The 16,021-nt window shown below is 68.2% G+C and carries 20 protein-coding genes; 4 read left to right on the top strand and 16 right to left on the bottom strand.

Annotation, left to right across the window (positions count from 1 at the left end):
- Positions 1-91: 91 nt before the first annotated feature.
- From IBX18_RS27200 to sigE, 8 genes are all read right to left on the bottom strand, one after another.
- Positions 92-1,168 (bottom strand): XdhC family protein, encoded by a 1,077-nt coding sequence (locus tag IBX18_RS27200; RefSeq protein ID WP_194836331.1) that lies wholly within the window; start codon positions 1,166-1,168, stop codon positions 92-94.
- Between the two features lie 90 nt (positions 1,169-1,258).
- The gene (locus tag IBX18_RS27195; RefSeq protein ID WP_194836330.1) at positions 1,259-1,480 is read right to left on the bottom strand and encodes a hypothetical protein; all 222 of its coding nucleotides are present in this window, start codon (positions 1,478-1,480) and stop codon (positions 1,259-1,261) included.
- Between the two features lie 22 nt (positions 1,481-1,502).
- Positions 1,503-2,075 carry a hypothetical protein gene (locus IBX18_RS27190; RefSeq protein WP_194836329.1) on the bottom strand — a complete coding sequence of 191 codons (573 nt, stop codon included), beginning with the start codon at positions 2,073-2,075 and terminating at the stop codon, positions 1,503-1,505.
- A gap of 148 nt (positions 2,076-2,223) precedes the next feature.
- Positions 2,224-3,081 (bottom strand): hypothetical protein, encoded by an 858-nt coding sequence (locus tag IBX18_RS27185; protein WP_135233149.1) that lies wholly within the window; start codon positions 3,079-3,081, stop codon positions 2,224-2,226.
- 142 nt (positions 3,082-3,223) lie between these two features.
- Positions 3,224-3,640 carry a Sec-independent protein translocase protein TatB gene (gene tatB / locus IBX18_RS27180; protein ID WP_107659109.1) on the bottom strand — a complete coding sequence of 139 codons (417 nt, stop codon included), beginning with the start codon at positions 3,638-3,640 and terminating at the stop codon, positions 3,224-3,226.
- Between the two features lie 33 nt (positions 3,641-3,673).
- Positions 3,674-5,206 carry a S1C family serine protease gene (locus IBX18_RS27175; protein ID WP_194836328.1) on the bottom strand — a complete coding sequence of 511 codons (1,533 nt, stop codon included), beginning with the start codon at positions 5,204-5,206 and terminating at the stop codon, positions 3,674-3,676.
- A 10-nt stretch (positions 5,207-5,216) separates the two neighbouring features.
- The gene (locus IBX18_RS27170) at positions 5,217-5,606 is read right to left on the bottom strand and encodes a zf-HC2 domain-containing protein (RefSeq protein WP_194836327.1); all 390 of its coding nucleotides are present in this window, start codon (positions 5,604-5,606) and stop codon (positions 5,217-5,219) included.
- Positions 5,607-5,669: 63 nt separating this feature from the next.
- Entirely contained in the window at positions 5,670-6,326 is a 657-nt protein-coding gene (gene sigE / locus IBX18_RS27165) for an RNA polymerase sigma factor SigE (RefSeq protein ID WP_135233145.1), read from the bottom strand.
- A gap of 296 nt (positions 6,327-6,622) precedes the next feature.
- Here sigE and IBX18_RS27160 point away from each other — a divergent pair, with 296 nt between their 5' ends.
- The 3 genes from IBX18_RS27160 (at position 6,623) to IBX18_RS27150 (ending at position 8,192) form a co-directional block, all read left to right on the top strand.
- Positions 6,623-7,255 carry an O-methyltransferase gene (locus IBX18_RS27160; protein WP_373889234.1) on the top strand — a complete coding sequence of 211 codons (633 nt, stop codon included), beginning with the start codon at positions 6,623-6,625 and terminating at the stop codon, positions 7,253-7,255.
- Positions 7,256-7,362: 107 nt separating this feature from the next.
- Entirely contained in the window at positions 7,363-7,590 is a 228-nt protein-coding gene (locus IBX18_RS27155) for a hypothetical protein (protein WP_194836326.1), read from the top strand.
- Positions 7,591-7,973: 383 nt separating this feature from the next.
- Positions 7,974-8,192 carry a hypothetical protein gene (locus IBX18_RS27150; RefSeq protein ID WP_194836530.1) on the top strand — a complete coding sequence of 73 codons (219 nt, stop codon included), beginning with the start codon at positions 7,974-7,976 and terminating at the stop codon, positions 8,190-8,192.
- Here IBX18_RS27150 and IBX18_RS27145 read toward each other — a convergent pair.
- From IBX18_RS27145 to glgC, 3 genes are read right to left on the bottom strand one after another with little or no spacing between them, the layout of a single operon-like run.
- Positions 8,170-9,345 (bottom strand): DUF6545 domain-containing protein, encoded by a 1,176-nt coding sequence (locus IBX18_RS27145; protein WP_194836325.1) that lies wholly within the window; start codon positions 9,343-9,345, stop codon positions 8,170-8,172. The genes IBX18_RS27150 and IBX18_RS27145 overlap by 23 nt on opposite strands.
- Positions 9,346-9,354: 9 nt before the next feature.
- Positions 9,355-9,855, bottom strand: coding sequence for a hypothetical protein (locus IBX18_RS27140; RefSeq protein WP_194836324.1), 501 nt, complete (start codon positions 9,853-9,855; stop codon positions 9,355-9,357).
- A gap of 44 nt (positions 9,856-9,899) precedes the next feature.
- Entirely contained in the window at positions 9,900-11,114 is a 1,215-nt protein-coding gene (gene glgC, locus IBX18_RS27135) for a glucose-1-phosphate adenylyltransferase (RefSeq protein WP_107659100.1), read from the bottom strand.
- 138 nt (positions 11,115-11,252) lie between these two features.
- Here glgC and glgA point away from each other — a divergent pair, with 138 nt between their 5' ends.
- Positions 11,253-12,410, top strand: a complete 1,158-nt coding sequence (gene glgA / locus IBX18_RS27130; protein WP_194836514.1) for a glycogen synthase — start codon at positions 11,253-11,255, stop codon at positions 12,408-12,410.
- 206 nt (positions 12,411-12,616) lie between these two features.
- On the opposite strand, the gene IBX18_RS27125 is transcribed toward glgA, so the two are convergent.
- The 5 genes from IBX18_RS27125 to IBX18_RS27105 all read right to left on the bottom strand — a co-directional run bounded on the left by IBX18_RS27125 (position 12,617) and on the right by IBX18_RS27105 (position 16,018).
- The gene (locus tag IBX18_RS27125) at positions 12,617-13,468 is read right to left on the bottom strand and encodes a putative RNA methyltransferase (protein ID WP_306796439.1); all 852 of its coding nucleotides are present in this window, start codon (positions 13,466-13,468) and stop codon (positions 12,617-12,619) included.
- Positions 13,455-13,622: a DUF3117 domain-containing protein gene (locus IBX18_RS27120; protein WP_011211259.1), complete on the bottom strand. Its 168-nt coding sequence runs from the start codon at positions 13,620-13,622 to the stop codon at positions 13,455-13,457. The genes IBX18_RS27125 and IBX18_RS27120 overlap by 14 nt, the downstream gene beginning before the upstream one ends.
- Before the next feature lie 141 nt (positions 13,623-13,763).
- Positions 13,764-14,375: a DNA-3-methyladenine glycosylase I gene (locus IBX18_RS27115; RefSeq protein ID WP_194836322.1), complete on the bottom strand. Its 612-nt coding sequence runs from the start codon at positions 14,373-14,375 to the stop codon at positions 13,764-13,766.
- The gene (locus tag IBX18_RS27110) at positions 14,372-14,692 is read right to left on the bottom strand and encodes a DivIVA domain-containing protein (protein WP_194836321.1); all 321 of its coding nucleotides are present in this window, start codon (positions 14,690-14,692) and stop codon (positions 14,372-14,374) included. Before IBX18_RS27110 ends, IBX18_RS27115 begins: the two co-directional genes overlap by 4 nt.
- A 189-nt stretch (positions 14,693-14,881) precedes the next feature.
- Entirely contained in the window at positions 14,882-16,018 is a 1,137-nt protein-coding gene (locus IBX18_RS27105; protein WP_194836320.1) for an Mrp/NBP35 family ATP-binding protein, read from the bottom strand.
- Positions 16,019-16,021 lie beyond the last annotated feature (3 nt).

Below are 16,021 nucleotides of genomic sequence, written 5' to 3'. Positions count from 1 at the left end.
ACTCTTTGTTGGGTCCGCACCGTCTCGGGCGGCCCGCAAGCGGTGCAGGCCCTGAGAAGGGGTGCGCCCTTTGCTGACTGCGGGGTGCGGGTCAGCGGTGGATGGGGCCGTCGGTGCGGTCCAAGGGGCGGGCTGAGGCGTTGCCGCGGTCGGCGAGGATCTGGGCGGCGATGGAGATGGCGGTCTCGTCCGGGGTGCGGGCGTTGAGGTCGAGGCCGAGTGGGCTTTTCAGCCGGGCGAGGCTGCTTTCGGTGACGCCGGCCGCACGTAATCGATCGGTGCGTTCGGCGTGCGTGCGGCGGGAACCGAGGGCCCCGACGAACGCGATGTCGTCGATACTCAACGCCGCCACGATGGTCGGCACGTCGAACTTGGTGTCGTGGGTGAGTACACAGACCACGGTGCGCCCGTCGATGCGCCCCGCCTCGTGCTCGGTGCGCAGGTACCGGTGCGGCCAGTCCACTACGACCTCGTGCGCGGACGGGAAACGTGCCGGGGTGGCGAACGTTTCGCGGGCATCGACGACGGTGACCCGGTAGCCGAGTTGGCGCCCGGTACGGCTGAGGGCGCGCACGAAATCATTGGCCCCGGCCAGGATCATCCGCGCGGGTGTGGCGAAGACCTGCACGAAAACTCGCGGGCGTGGTGAGGCGTCGGCCTCACATTCGTCGGCACCCACCACGCCGCTGTGGCCCGCGGCAAGCAGCGCGAGCACGTCGCGATCGACGCCGTGCCACGGCTCGGTCGAGCCGGTGTGCGACAACTTCCATTCCGCCGTCGCGTCCAGCCGGGTGGCCAGCGCGACGGGGCTGCCGTCGGTGATCCGCCGGTGCAACTCCGACAGCATCGGGAGGTGTTCCGGTCCCACCTGTTCGACGAAGACCTCGATCTCGCCGCCACAGGTCAATCCGACCGCGAGACCGTCGCCGTCGGCATAGCCGAACCGGTCGGTCACCGCTTGGCCGGTGGCCAGCACCTGACGCGCCGTCTCGACGACCGCGGCCTCCACACAACCGCCCGACAGTGAACCGACGATCTCACCGGAGCCGGTGACGATCATCGCGGCCCCCGTTTCGCGCGGCCCGGGGCCGGTCGTATCCACCACCCGAGCCAGGGCCACCGGCCCCTGCCCGGCGAGGGCTATCAACTGCTCGAGCATTGCGCGCATCAGCACGGATCCTCTCTCGAGCCGGCACGCCGGAGTAGACCGGCTACCTCGAGCCTAGCTACTCGAAAGCTATTCGTCCGTGCGCGCGGCTCAGGACTCCCGTTGCTGCGCGCTCGCGTGCTCCATCTCGGGCGCGACCAGGCGTTCGGCCGTCTCGTCGGGCGCCGGAGCGTCCTCCTCGGCGAGTCGCCGTTGCAGCGCGGCGACGGTGAGGTGTTCCGGCGACTTGGCCGGTCGGCGCAGCATGGTGACGATCAGGATGAGCAGGCCGAGCGCCAAGAGGGCGCCGCCGGCGATGGCGAGCGGATTCATCACTGCCTCCTCGGGACACGCATCATTCGGCCGTTTCGCGGAGTGCGAGGCCGGGTGGGACCGTGCCGGTGTGGAAGTAGCCCGCGAAGATCTCGGCCGCGTCCTCGGCGGTGAAGACCTCGTCCGGGTAGATCCACGGAGCGGGCATGCTCTCCGGAACCTGCACGCAGATGCCGGGCTCGCCGTCGCGGCTGCCCGCACGGCCGACGACACACCGGCGCGCCGCGCCGTCGACGAGGGTGTGCAACTCCAGGATCAGCGCGTCGGCCGAGCCGGTGCAGCGCAGGTAGTTCTGGCCGGGTGCGGAGCTGATCGCGGGGGTGATGTCGGCGGGGCGCATCGGCGCGGGCAGGCGGGTCAGCTGGACCGAGAAGCGGTGGTGGCCGTCCAGTCTGCGCAGCGGGCGCAGGAAGTTGTCGATGCTCTCACCGGTGCCGATGAACAATTTCAGCCGGTCGCTGTAGGTGACCCGATGGGTCGTGACGATCGGATCGGCCGCGTCGACGGTGGCGGTCGGTGCCTGCTCGACCGGCTGCCGTCGCGCCGTCCGGACCGTGGGCGCGGAGCTGGCCGCCATCGAACGTTCAACACTCATCAGAGCTCACCTATCACGCATAGTTATCTTCTAGCTATTCAAGCATCGCACCGCGATTCGCCTAAGGGAAGACCCGAGTGACCTGTGACACAATTCGGTCACGGTTGTCATCGGCTGCGCTCTGCGCCGGCTCGACTGCCAGCGGAAATCAGCGACGGATACCCGGTGCGGGCAAACGGGTTTCGGGGTCGTGGCGGTAGACCGGCGTGAGTAGCTCGGCTTCCAGCGGTTCGCCGGTCGCCCGGTCGAACCGGCAGGCGACCAGCACTGAGAACAGGTGGGTGCTCGCTCGTTCGTGCAGGGTGGCCAGCCGGGTGGCGAGCAAACGGATGGCACCGAGCGAGCCCGGTGGGTGCATGCCGTCGATCATGAGCACGCTGCCACGGCCGTCCGGACGTGGCAGTCGTGCCAGGTAGGCGATGTCATGGGGGTCGGGTCCACCGGGTCGATACACCCGCCGCGCGGCCCGGTCCTCGATGCCGCGCCTGGCGTCGCCCGCCCTGGCCACCGCGCGCCGCAGCCGCGGATCGGCCGCGATCAGCTGCCGCACGCTGGGCGAGAGCTCCGGCCCGCCGAGCACGATGAGACCGTCCCGGTTCAGGTCGACCGGTCTACCGGGTAGGAAGTGTTCGATCGATGCGGTGAAACCCAGCTCGCGTAGTAGCTCGACGAGCCGATGCGGCGCCGCGGGATCCGGGGCGCCGATCACTCGGCCCGCCCGTACCTCCGGCACCAGCACCGTGAGCGTCCCGTGCCCGAAGAACAAGCCCTCCGGTGCGGGACCCTGGGTACTCACCTGATGGATTCGAGCGCGGGAAAGCCCGGCTGCCGCACCGATTCTGGCGAATGTCCAGCCTTCGGCGTGGAGCTCCCTGATCACCGCACGGCGGATCCTGGTGAGCTCGTTGATGGTCTGCTGGGCCGCAGCCACACCATCGGTGGCCGCCTTCAATCGCTCGACCTTGTCTTCGATCGCGAAAACGCGCGCCACGTCATCGGCCGACATGTGGGAAGTCTAGACAGCTGGACAGGCCAAAGTGTCTAGTTCGGTTGACACTGCGGCCTTCTCGTGACGCGTTCGTGCCGACTTTTATCGGAGAATGACAGTCCGGCAACGTTGCCCGGGGCAGTCCGCACGGCCGGTGAACTCAGGTGGCGTCGGTGTCGATCGGGGGACGTTCGTTGCGCTCCAACGGCTTTTCCAGCTTGGGCATCGGATAGTCCGGCATGCCGCTGTTCGTGCCGTAGATGTCCTTCTTGTCCGGCAGTGCGTCCTCCATATTGCGGAAGATCGAATCGTCGCCATTGAGAAGGTGTTTGGTCACCATCGAGCGCGGGCTCATGCCGCGCAACTCGTTCAGGTCGGCCAGCGGCTTGCGCAAGTCCTCGAACTCCGGGCCGAGCTCGTCCTTGAGCTGCGAGGTCGCGCCGCTGGCGTAGTCGCGCACCTGACGCAGACTGCGCGTGGTCCAGCGAACCGCGCCGGGCAGTCGCTCCGGTCCGAGGATCACGAGGGCGGCGACGAGCAAGATCATCATCTCGCTCCAGCCGATGCTGCTGAACACCTAACCAGGCTACCCGGCCATTCGACCAGCGGCTCAGTCGGATTCCAGGGTGGCCGTCACGTCCACCCGCCTGCCATCGCGAATCAACTGCACGTTCACCGTGTCGCCGATCTTGTGCATCTGCACCGCGACGACGAGCTCGTCGCGCGACGTCACCTCGCGATCACCGACCTTGACGATGACATCGCCCTCGACGATGCCGGCCTTGGCAGCGGGGCTGCCCGGCGAGACATCGGCGACCCTGGCTCCGGAGATGACCTCGTTGGCCACGTTCTTCGTCTGCGCGCTGACGCCGAGCTGCGCGTGATGGATGGCGCCGTCGCGGATCAGCGTCTGCGCCACGCTGGTCACCCGGTCGACCGGGATGGCGAAGCCGAGGCCGACCGACCCGCCGGATTCGCTGCGGATCGCGGTATTGATGCCGATCAGCCTGCCCTCCATGTCGACGAGCGCGCCACCGGAGTTGCCGGGGTTGATCGAGGCGTCGGTCTGCACCGCGTCGATCACCGCCTTGGTGTCGCTGCCCTCGCCCTCCAGGTTCACCGGGCGGTGCAGTGCGCTGACGATGCCAGAGGTGACCGTCTTGCTCAGCCCGAGCGGCGAACCGATGGCCAGCACCTCGTCGCCGACCTGGACGTCGTCGGATTTGCCGAGTTTGGCGACGGTGAGGTTCTTGACGTCGACCTTGAGCACGGCGAGGTCGGTCTTCGGGTCGCGCCCGACGATGTTCGCGGGCACCTTGGTGCCGTCGGAGAACTGGACCTGGATGGTGGCCCGGTTGGACTTGTCCTGGGCGGCCATCGAGACCACGTGATTGTTCGTGGCGAGGTAGCCCTGGCCGTCGAGCACCACGCCGGAGCCGGTCGCGCCGTTGTCGCCGACGGTGACCCGGATGGACACCACCGACGGCAGCACCGCGTTCGCGACGTTGGCGATCTGGCTGTGCGGCTGGTCGCCGCCGTCTTCGGTCTGCTTCAGCGTCACCGGGCGCGAGGTGAGGCTGGAGGCTTGTTCGGCCGTCAGCCTGCCGACCAGGCCGCCGAGCACGCCGACGGCGAGCGCGACGAGCGCGAGCAGCGCGAGCGCCTTGGGGGCGACGCGCGAGCCGAAGAGGACCTCGCGGGCACTGAGGCGGTGGGCCTGCGGCAGCGGTTCGGCCTTGGGGGTCGGCACCGCGGGGGCACCGAGCCGGGCTGCCGAACTCGGGTCACGCCACGGATCGACCGGACCGGCCACCGGGGTACTGGTGTCGGCGGCGTCGGGATCGCGCTGCAGGAGTTCGGTGGAACCCTCGGGGCGACCGAACGCCTCGGCGAGCACGGCGTCCGGCGGGCGGTTCTGGGCGTCCTGGCCCGCCAGCGGCCCGGCACCGCGGGGCAGCGGCTCGGCACCGCGGGGCAGCGGCTCGGCGAACGAGCCGGACAGGCCCGCCGGCCTGCGGAAGGCGCGGGCGGTGTGCTTGTCGACATGGGGTCGGTAGACCGGGCGCGGCCCGAGGACGGGCGCGTCCGGCGGCCGCAGGTTCCCCCTGTTGGCGCCTATGGTTCCCTCGCTACGCTCAGTCACTCGGGAAACTCTACTTGCGCCACCACGTAGTCCACCGAGTCGCGGCGAACGAATCGGTCAGAAAGCCGAAAACCGCCTCGTTGCGCGGAGTCCCGTTGGTACTCGCGGTCTGGCTGGACGCGCCGCCGGGCAGATCGGCGAGCGGAATCCGGGTCAGGCTGTCGTGCAGGCCGTGCGGAATCGCGATCGGGCCGGACTGGCGCAGCGCGATGCGCGCCTGCTGCTGTGCGTCGACCTCGGCCGCGCACTCCGGGCATTGAGAAAGATGCTGGGCGGCACGCAGATAGGCGTTCATCCGCAACTCGCCGTCCACATAGGCCGCGATCGCTTCGCTGGCCAGATGCTCGGTGGGACGGAATCGAGGCGGACGACGACCGGGCGTGCTGGAGTCGCCACTCATTCGGTGCTCACCCTTCCAACCGACATCATCCGATCCGTAGGGTGATGCCGGCTTTCGTCCAGCTCACCCGAGGCTTGCTTCAGCAGCGAACCGCTGCTCACTTCCATTATGCGCAAGGTAGTCGCGCAGTGCCTGTCGCCCGCGATGAATCCGGCTGCGCACGGTGCCGAGCTTCACGCCGAGCGTAGCGCCGATCTCCTCGTAGGAGAGTCCTTCGATGTCACACAGCACGACCGCGGCCCGGAATTCCGGGGCCAGCGAATCCAGCGCCCGCTGCAGATCCGGGTCGAGGCGGGCATCGTGATAGGCCTGCTCCGGGTCGGGACCCTCGGACGGGACCCGGTCGTAGTCCTCGGGCAGCGCCTCCATCCGGATGCGGTTGCGGCGCCGGACCATGTCCAGGAACAGATTCGTGGTGATGCGGTGCAACCAGCCTTCGAAGGTGCCGGGCTGGTAGTTGGACAGCGAGCGGAACACGCGGATGAAGGTCTCCTGGGTGAGATCCTCGGCATCCTGTGCGTCGCCGGAGAGACGGTAGGCCAGGCGGTAGACCCGGTCGGCATGTTCACGGACCAGGTCGTCCCAGGACGGCATGGCCGCCCGGTCACCGGTGGCATCGAAAGCAGCGGTACCGGTGAGATCGACGGCCTCTTCGGCGTCGGACTCGATCGGGAGGATCTGCTCGGGAAGGGTGGCGTGCTCACGCGCCGCATCGACCATGTGGATGGGGCTACCTCCTACTAGGGACCGTAAACTCGGAACTCGGCTCGGTTCCGAAATCTCTTTCGGAGGTGGAACCGTTACGTTCGGATACAACCGACAACCTGTATGCCGTTGTTCCCGCGTCCCGTGTCGAAGGTCGACTGGTCTTGCGTTGCCCCTACTCTTTCCTGTCCTGATATGGCCTGGATATGGAGATGCTGAGGGACACCTGAGAAAACTGGCGGCGAGATTGCCCGGCGGGGCAGGAGTTCGGAACGCGCGGATACCAGCTGCCCAGCATTAACCTCATACCCGTGGCATCGAATTTGGAGCGAAATCTCGCCTACGTGGAGGAATCCGTCGTGGAAGACGAGATCCTCGTCAGCGCGCGCGAACGGGCCACCGAGCTCGGTGCGGTGCCGGTACCGCCGTCGGTGGGGGCATTGCTGAGCATGTATGCGCAGCTGCTCGACGCCAAAGCGGTGGTCGAAGTGGGCACCGGCGCGGGGATCAGCGGGCTGTGGCTGCTCGACGGCATGCGCGAGGACGGCACGCTGACCACCATTGATTCCGAGCCGGAGCATCAGCGCGCTGCCAAGGAGGCTTTTCGCGCGGCCGAAATTGTGCCCGCTCGCACCCGGCTGATCAACGGCCGCGCACTCGATGTGCTGCCCCGCCTCGCCGACGGCGCCTACGACCTGGTGTTCATCGACGCCGCGCCGCTCGAGCACCCGCAATACGTCACCCAGGCGGTGCGGCTGCTGCGTGCGGGCGGGGCGATTCTCCTGCACAACGCGTTGCTCGGCGGCCGGGTACCCGATGCGGCGCAGCGCGATCCGGCGACCCAGGCGGTGCGTGCGGCCACCCGCGCGATCGCCGAGGATCCGGAACTCACCAGTGTGCTGATCCCGGTCGGCGACGGTTTGCTCTGCGCCTCACGCGGTTAGCCGCGGCACCATTCGACGCCCATAGTGGATATCCGTGCGTGACATGGGATTCCTTCGCCTCGCTCCGGGTACCCGATGAGCAGCCAATGGTGGCGGAGGTATAGCAAATGCGTGGATACGAACTGTTCGAAATCGGTCACGTCGGCCATGTCGTCGTAGAACATCGATCGAGTTGGTTGCGGCCCACGCTGTTCTTCTTCGCCTTGGTCATTGTCGCCGCGATCGTGGTGATGCTGGTGGTGAGTAACACCGATTTCGAAACCGGCCCCGCGAAACTCACCCCGACGCCGGGCCCCTGCGAACCGTTCTGCACGGCGCCGCCCGCGCCCCGGTAGGTAATCCACCGCACACACGCACACCGGTAGGTGATGCGTGTTTCGTGCTGCCCGCAGCACCGGCGAATTCACTTGCCGCACTGGGCATTGCGCGGCCCGATCGGTGACAGATCATGGAATGCGAAGGCTCGCAACGGATGTACGATGGCCGGTTGCCCTTCGGGAGGTCGCGCTCGGCACGGGAGACCGGTACCGGACGCGCACGGAGGTCAACCGGATCGCCGGTGACCGACCCCGGAGGGGTGGGCCGGTCGCCGGCGCTGTCCTCGGCCGAGTCGCCGAATACAGCAACAGCGCGGCGATTCGAGGCGCATGCTGCTCAGAGCACATTTGTACCGGAGAGGTAGTGCCCGCTCGACGCCTGCGGAAGAGGTGCGACCCGAGTGATCTACTACATCTTGAACAACAACAGTGACGGCGGGCGTCCGCCGATCCACTGGGGCGGGGCGATGATCGCGTTCGCCCTGGTCCTGGTCGGCGCGGTGCTGGTGGTCTACCTGGTCAGCACCGCCGACTTCGGGCAGCCTGCGACCTCGACGGTGCCGCGCACGCCGGGCCCCTGCGCGCCGTTCTGCCCGGCTACGCCCGTGCCGCCGCGCTGATCGCCGGGTCGGCCACCAGTGCGTGCGCACGGGACCACTGCGCGGCGATCGCGGCGAGTTGTGCGGCCTCCTCCACCAGATTGTCGCCGGCGCAGTGGTGCATCGAGCCTGCGCCTGTCGGCACATCGCCACGGGCCTTGGCGGCGCAGGCGCGCACGAGCCGCACCGCGAGGTCCAATGCCTCCTGTTCCGGGGTGGTGCGGGCGGACGAGGTGATCGCGGCCCGGAGCTCCGGCGGCGTGGGCGTGGCGTACCTGGCCAGGATGAGCACACTGTCGCGGATCTCGATGACGGTGCGGTGCAGGAAATAGCGGCTGCGGTGCGCGGCTATCGGCGTCGAGGTGCGGTGCACGATCTCGGGGCAGGCCTTCGTCAGATCGAACCACAATGGCAACAACCGTTTCCGGCGCCGCGACCAGGCATCGAGCCCGATCGCGTCGATGAGCCAGGCCGCCACCGGTACCCCGCCGATCACCAGGAACGGCAACGCCTGGAAGAACACCGCGTTGTTGTCGATGACGAGTTGCGCACGCGTCAGCCAGTTCTCGTGCCCCAGCGCACGCAGGCCGGTGCTGACGAAGGTCAGGCTGAACATCAGGAAGACGGTGCAGCCCGCACCCAGGACCGTGGCGTGCAGGGCGCGTTCGCGGCGAGCGTGCTGGGTGCGCATCTCGGCGATGCACACCCGGCCGAAGTAGAAGACCATCCAGTAGGACAGCGGCGCCAACGCCAGCCAGAAGCCGAACTGGCCCCAGCCCGGCTGCTCGTACATGGTGAACGGGCTCGGCCCCTGTGCGGGCCCGCTGCAGAGCATGCCCACTGCACAGGACGCGCCGGCGAGCCCGTAGACGAGGGCGGCCGACTGCACCCGACCCAGCATGGCGGCCGCGACCAGCAGGCTCGCCGCGGTGCTGAACATGAAACCGATGGCGCCGAACTGGTAGATCAGTCCAATGCTCAACCGTCCGCCGGTGAGTGCGCTCAGCTCGCTGCGCAGCGTCGGCTCGTGCGTCGTGAGGATCCCGGTCACCGTCACGAGCAGCATGTTGAATCGGCGTTCCACCAGCGTGGTGCGGAAGCGGACCAGGCGGACGGTCAGCAACAGCCACGCGGCCACCGTGATCGGCAGTGTCACGGCGATCGGCAGCGTCAACGCGTATCCCTAGCGTCGGAAGATCGCCCGGCCCAGCACGGAACCCGAACGGGGAGCATCGGTTTCGGACATCACCAGGGAGGCGAACAGTTCGGCCTGGCTTTCGAGAACGTCATCGTAGTCGGTCCGCGCCAGCACGCGGAGCACAACGTCGGTGTCCACTTCGGTGAACAACTGCTGCAGCGTGCGCAGGCGCGACGAGGGGGACACGTAGCCCGCGTGATCGAGCAGCAGGTGCGCGATCTCGTGCAGCACAATGTGATCGGTGTGGTAGCCGGAGCTCGCCGCGTCATAGGCGACGACGAAACTGTCCGGTCGTTCGATGACCACCCCGCACGGAAATCCCTTGGCCGTCAGGTCCGGTTGCCCGAACAGCGTGATCGGCTTGCCGAGCAACGTCGCGACACTATCGACGAAGGTTTCCAGGTGCCAGGGGCGCGGCACCTCGAGCGACGCGGTCAGCGTGCGGACCTGTTCCAGCGCGGGGTCGGACGGCGCGCGCCTGAACATGACACCATCTTCCGGGCCGAAAGCCCTTGCTGTCCAATGTTTCGCTACACCCAGACACCCTTGCCGACGGTGACGACGCCACCGTTGCTGATGGCGAAGCGCTCGCGGTCGCGCTCCAGATCGACGCCGATGATCTCGCCCTCGCCGACCACCACGTTCTTGTCCAGGATGGCCCGGCGCACCACCGCGCCCCGGCCGATGCGCACACCCGGCATGAGCACGCTGCCCTCGACGGTCGCCCCGTCGTCGATCACCACATTGGAGCTGAGCACCGAATTGCGCACCGTGGCGGCCGACAGGATGCTGCCGGCGCCGACGATGGACTCCTGCGCCAGGCCGCCCTGCGCGAACTTGGCGGGCGGCAGATTCTCGGCGGCGCCGCGAATCGGCCAGTGCCGGTTGTAGAGGTTGAACACCGGGTGCACCGAGACCAGGTCCATGTGCGCGTCGTAGAAGGCGTCGATGGTGCCGACGTCGCGCCAGTAGCCGCGGTCGCGTTCGGTCGCGCCGGGCACGTCGTTGTCGGCGAAGTCGTAGACGCCTGCCTGCCCCGAGGCGACCAGCGACGGGATGATGTCGCCACCCATGTCGTGATCGGAGTCGGAGTTGTCCGCGTCGGCCTTGATCGAATCCACCAGCACCTTGGTGGTGAAGACATAATTGCCCATTGACGCAAAAGTGACATTGGGATCATCGGGCGTGCCCGGTGGATGCGCGGGCTTCTCCAGGAACTGGGTGATCAGGCCGGACTCGTCGGAGTCGATGCAGCCGAACGCGCTGGCCTCGCTGCGCGGCACCCGGATACCCGCCACCGTGACGCCCGCGCCGGACTCGATGTGATGGTTGACCATCTGTTCCGGATCCATCCGGTACACGTGGTCGGCGCCGAAAACCACGATGTAGTCGGGATCTTCGTCGTAGATCAGGTTCAGCGACTGCATGATCGCGTCGGCGCTGCCGGTGTACCAGCGCGGGCCGAGGCGCTGCTGCGCGGGCACCGGGGTGATGTATTCACCCCCGAAACCGGACAGGCGCCAGGTCTGCGAAATATGCCGGTCCAGCGAGTGCGACTTGTACTGGGTGAGCACGCACAATCGCAGAAAACCCGCGTTGACCAGGTTGCTGAGGACGAAATCGATCAGTCGATAGGCGCCGCCGAACGGCACCGCTGGTTTGGCACGGTCCGCCGTGAGTGGAAAGAGTCGCTTGCCCTCGCCACCGGCGAGCACGATCCCGAGTACGTGCGGCTGGCTCCTCACACCTGCCAAACTACCGGGTAACCGGCGCGCGAGTGGCCCCAGCGGTGGTGAACGTCTACTTTGAAGCGGGTGAGTTTCGGCACGGACACCGGTCGCTCGACGGCGGATTCCGGCGCGCACGACCGGCTTCGGGTCGCGATGCTGACCCGTGAGTACCCACCCGAGGTCTACGGCGGTGCGGGGGTGCACGTCACGCAGTTGACCGCCCAGCTGCGCAGGTTGTGTGAGGTCACCGTGCATTGCATGGGTGTCGCGCGCAGCGATGCCGTGGTGCACCAACCCGATCCCCAGCTCTACGCCGCCAACGCGGCGGTGCAGATGATGTCCGCGCAGCTGCGCATGGCCGACGCCGCGGGGCAGGTGGACGTCGTGCACTCGCATACCTGGTACACGGGCCTGGCCGGGCATCTTGCGGCCACCCTCTATGGCATCCCGCACGTGCTCACCGCGCATTCGCTGGAGCCACGACGGCCGTGGAAGGCCGAACAGCTCGGCGGCGGCTACCGGCTCTCCTCGTGGTCGGAACGCAACGCGGTCGAGCACGCGGACGCGATCATCGCGGTGAGCGACGGGATGCGCCACGACGTGCTCGACGCCTACCCGGCCGTCGACCCGGACCGGGTGCACGTCGTGCGCAACGGCATCGACGCGGGCGTGTGGTACCCGGGTCCGGTGGCGGCGGGCGCGCGGCCGGTGCTCACGGTGCTGGGCGTGCGGACCGACCGGCCGATCGTCGCGTTCGTCGGACGGATCACCCGGCAGAAAGGAGTCGGGCATCTGCTCGCCGCGGCTCGCGACTTCGACCCGGACATCCAACTGGTGCTGTGCGCGGGTGCGCCCGACACCAAGGAGCTGGAGGCGGAGACGGCCGCCGCGGTCGAGGAGCTCCAGCGCAACCGGGGCAATGTGTTCTGGGTGCGCGAGATGCTGCCCACCGAGCAGATCCGGCAGATCCTGGCCGCCGCGACGGTGTTCGTGTGCCCGTCGGTGTACGAGCCGCTCGGCATCGTGAACCTGGAGGCGATGGCGTGCGCGACCGCGGTGGTCGCCTCGGATGTGGGTGGCATCCCCGAGGTGGTCAGCGACGGCAGCACCGGACGGCTGGTGCATTACGACCCGAGTGCGCCGGAAGCGTACGAGCAGGCGTTGGCCGCGGCGATCAACGAGGTGGCCGGTGATCCGGTGCTGGCCGCGGAGTTCGGGGCGGCGGGGCGGGCGCGGGCCATCGCCGAATTCGATTGGTCGCGGATCGCGGCGCAGACCGTCGAGGTGTACGACCAGGTCCGCAAGCTCTGATCCGAGGAGAGTGCACCGGTTGAACGTGGCCGGTGGCTGGACCACCTGGCGCGGCCGGTGCGTCGATGGCGGCAGCGGGCCAGGTCGGGGACGACTGAAGCGGGCTAGGTCGGGAAACGACTGCGCCGGGCCAGGTCGGAGACGACGGCAGCGGGCTAGGTCGGGGAACGACTGCGCCGGGCCAGGTCGGGGACGACTGCCGTGGGTCAGGTCGGGAGATACGTGGCGACCACGACCGAGGCCGTGACCTCGACGGCATCTGGGAGGGTGGCGATGCGCGGATCCTCGGTCGTCGCATGATGGGCTGACGGTCCCATACCGACGACGTTCGCCACGTCGGTCCGGGTGAGCTTCATCGGATACTCGACCAGCACGCGTTCGGCCGCCGTGAAATGCCCGGACATGGCCGCGTCGAGCCTGCGGTCCTTGTCCGGATCGATCGTCACCATGCCGAGCGGGCCGATCAATTCGCGTAGGTGCCGGTCGGTGGGGGAGGCGACGACGAATCGGCCGTCCGCATCGAGCACGCGGGCGACCTCGGCCGGATTGCGCGGGGCGAACACCGACAGCACGGCACGCAGCGTGCCGTCGCGGACGGGCAGCCCACGCCAAGCGTCGGCGAGGACCGACGCCGCCCGCGGATGGGCGCGGGCACAGCGCCGGGCGGCCGGTTTGGCCACGTCCAACGCGATCCCGGTGGCCGAGGATGCGGCGTCGAGCGCACCGGCCAGGTAATAGCCGGTGCCCGCGCCCACCTCCAGCACTGTGCCGGACGCATGCGCGTCCGGTCCGACCGCCTGTGCTGTCGCGGCGGCGATCGGTGCGAAATGTCCCTTACCTTGAAAGGCGGCACGCGCGTCCAACATGGCCGCGGTGTCGCCGGTCATCTTCGTCGACGCGCCGGTCAGCAGGCTGACATAGCCCTGCTTGGCGATGTCGAAGCTGTGCCCGTGCGCACACCGCAATGCCCGATCACGCGGCTCGAGTCCGAGCGCGCATTCCGGGCAGGACAGCAGGCCGGCCACAGCTGCCAGCGCTGAAGTATCAGCTGGTGACACTCTTCAGTTCGTCGCCGAGCGCCGCGGCCTCGTCCGGCGTGAGTTCGACGACCAAACGCCCGCCACCCTCGAGTGGAACCCGCATGACGATTCCACGCCCTTCCTTGGTTGCCTCGAGGGGACCGTCCCCGGTACGGGGCTTCATGGCCGCCATCCTCTGCTCCCTCCAGATCTGCGCGATATGCTGCGCACTTTCTTGGAACTCCAGTTGTCACCAACCAGCGAGCTCGCCGGCATTTGGCGAGCTACACCTGTCCCATTCTTCCCTATCGCGGATGTGGACGGATACCTGAGTTCAAAAAGTGACCGGTCGGACTGTGTCGGACACGTCACTACCGACCCAGCAATCGGCCAGGTGATCGTCTACCATCCCCGTCGCCTGCATCAGTGCGTAGGCCGTGGTCGGTCCGACGAAACGGAACCCGCGCTTCTTCAATTCTTTTGCCAGAGCTACGGATTCGGGTGTGCTGGCGGGTACCTCGGCACCGGTTTTCGGCCGCGGTCGGGGGTCGGGCGCGAAGGACCAGAGCAATGTGTCCAGTCCGATATCGAGGTCGCGGGCAACCCGGGCGTTGCCGATCGCCGCCTCGATTTTCAGGCGGTTGCGGACGATGCCCGTGTCGGCGAGCAGCCGCGCCACATCGGCCTCGCCGAAGTCGGCGACCCGCGCGATCGAGAATCCGGCAAACGCTGCCCGGAAGGCGGGCCGCTTGCGCAGGATGGTGATCCAGGACAGCCCCGACTGGAACGCCTCGAGGCACAGCCGCTCGAAGAGCGCGTCGTCGCCGTGCAGCGGCTTGCCCCACTCGAAGTCGTGGTAATCGCGGTACAGCTGGGTCTCCAGCGGCCAGGCGCAGCGGATGCGCCCGTCGTCCTCGGCGCGGCGCAGCGGGTCGGGCGAGCTCATTTCGATTCCGGGGTGACCGGGGTCTGCCAGCGCGCGGCCTGCGCCTCGGTGAGCTGGTGCTGTAGCTCGTCGATCCGCGCGGCGAGCCGGGCCAGCGCCCAGTCGACCTCGGAGGCCTTGTAACCGCGCACCACCTGTTGGAACCGCAGCGCCCGCACATCGGCACCGGAGACCCCTTCGGCGGGCAAGACCGTCGCCGTCGTCCCCTCCGGCAGCGGCCCCAACTCCTCGGCCCGCCCGAAGACCGCACTGGCGAGCAGGAACAGCACCGCGGCGACGAGACCGACGATCAGCACGTACAACAGCAACGTGAGCATGAGACGAGCTTATTGGCTGGGTCCGACACCGGGCACGCCGTGTCCAGGCGGAAATCGGACGTCGAGGTCACCAGCACAGCTGATTTCGTACGCAGGTAGGCAACTCACTGGGCACGGGCTGCCATCCACTAGGCCGCCGATGCGACTGCCACGGCACCGATGTCCGGCCCGAATGCACGCAGCGACGGGCTATCCGTGACGCGTGGTGTCGATGTTGAGGGACATGCCCGCCAGGCCGCGGCGACGGACTGCCAGTTTGTCGGCGATGTCGAGCAGCGCCTTGGCAGCGGGGGAGTCGGGGCTGCTCAGGACGATCGGCGAGCCTTCGTCGCCCGCCTCGCGGACGGCCTGCTCGATCGGGACCTGGCCGAGCAGCGGCACGTCGGCGCCGACGGCGCGGGTGAGGCGGTCGGCGACCACCTGTCCGCCGCCGGAACCGTAGAGCTCCATCCGGCTGCCGTCGGGCAGGTCGAGCCAGGACATGTTCTCCACCACGCCGGCGATGCGCTGCCTGGTCTGCAAGGCGATGGCGCCCGCGCGCTCGGCCACCTCGGCGGCGGCGATCTGCGGGGTGGTGACGACGAGGATCTCGGCGCCGGGGATCAGCTGCGCGATCGAGATGGCGATGTCGCCGGTGCCGGGCGGCAGGTCGAGCAGCAGCACGTCCAGATCGCCCCAGAACACGTCGGCGAGGAACTGTTGCAGCGCCCGGTGCAGCATCGGGCCGCGCCACACCACCGGCGTATTGCCCTGGGTGAACTGCGCGATGGAGATCATCTTCACGCCGTGCGCCTGCGGCGGCATGATCATCTTCTCGACCTGGGTCGGCCGGGCGTCGGTGCCGAGCATGCGCGGGATGGAGTGACCGTAGATGTCGGCGTCCAGGATGCCGACCGAGAGCCCGCGCGCGGCCATGGCGGCGGCGAGATTGACGGTGACGCTGGATTTTCCGACGCCGCCCTTGCCGGACGCGACCGCGTACACGCGGGTCAGCGAGCCGGGCTGGGCGAACGGGATGACCGGGTCGGCGGAGTCGCCGCGCAGCTGCTTGCGCAGGTTGGTGCGCTGCTCGTCGTTCATCACGTCGAGGTCGACGGTGACCGCGCCGACACCGGCGACGTCGGCCACGGCCTTGGTGACCCGCTGGATGATCTCGGTCCGCAGAGGGCAGCCCGCCGTGGTCAGGTAGACCTCGATGTGGACATTGCTGTCCGGACTGATCGCAATGCTCTTCACCATGCCCAGTTCGGTGATCGGCTTGCGGATCTCCGGATCGTCGACCTTCGCGAGCGCGCCGCGCACATCCGATTCCGTAACTACTGGCATGGC

It is taken from the genome of Nocardia sp. XZ_19_369 (genome assembly GCF_015355715.1).
In the GTDB taxonomy this organism is placed as follows: domain Bacteria; phylum Actinomycetota; class Actinomycetes; order Mycobacteriales; family Mycobacteriaceae; genus Nocardia.
This window is presented reverse-complemented; position numbering and strand designations above follow the sequence as displayed.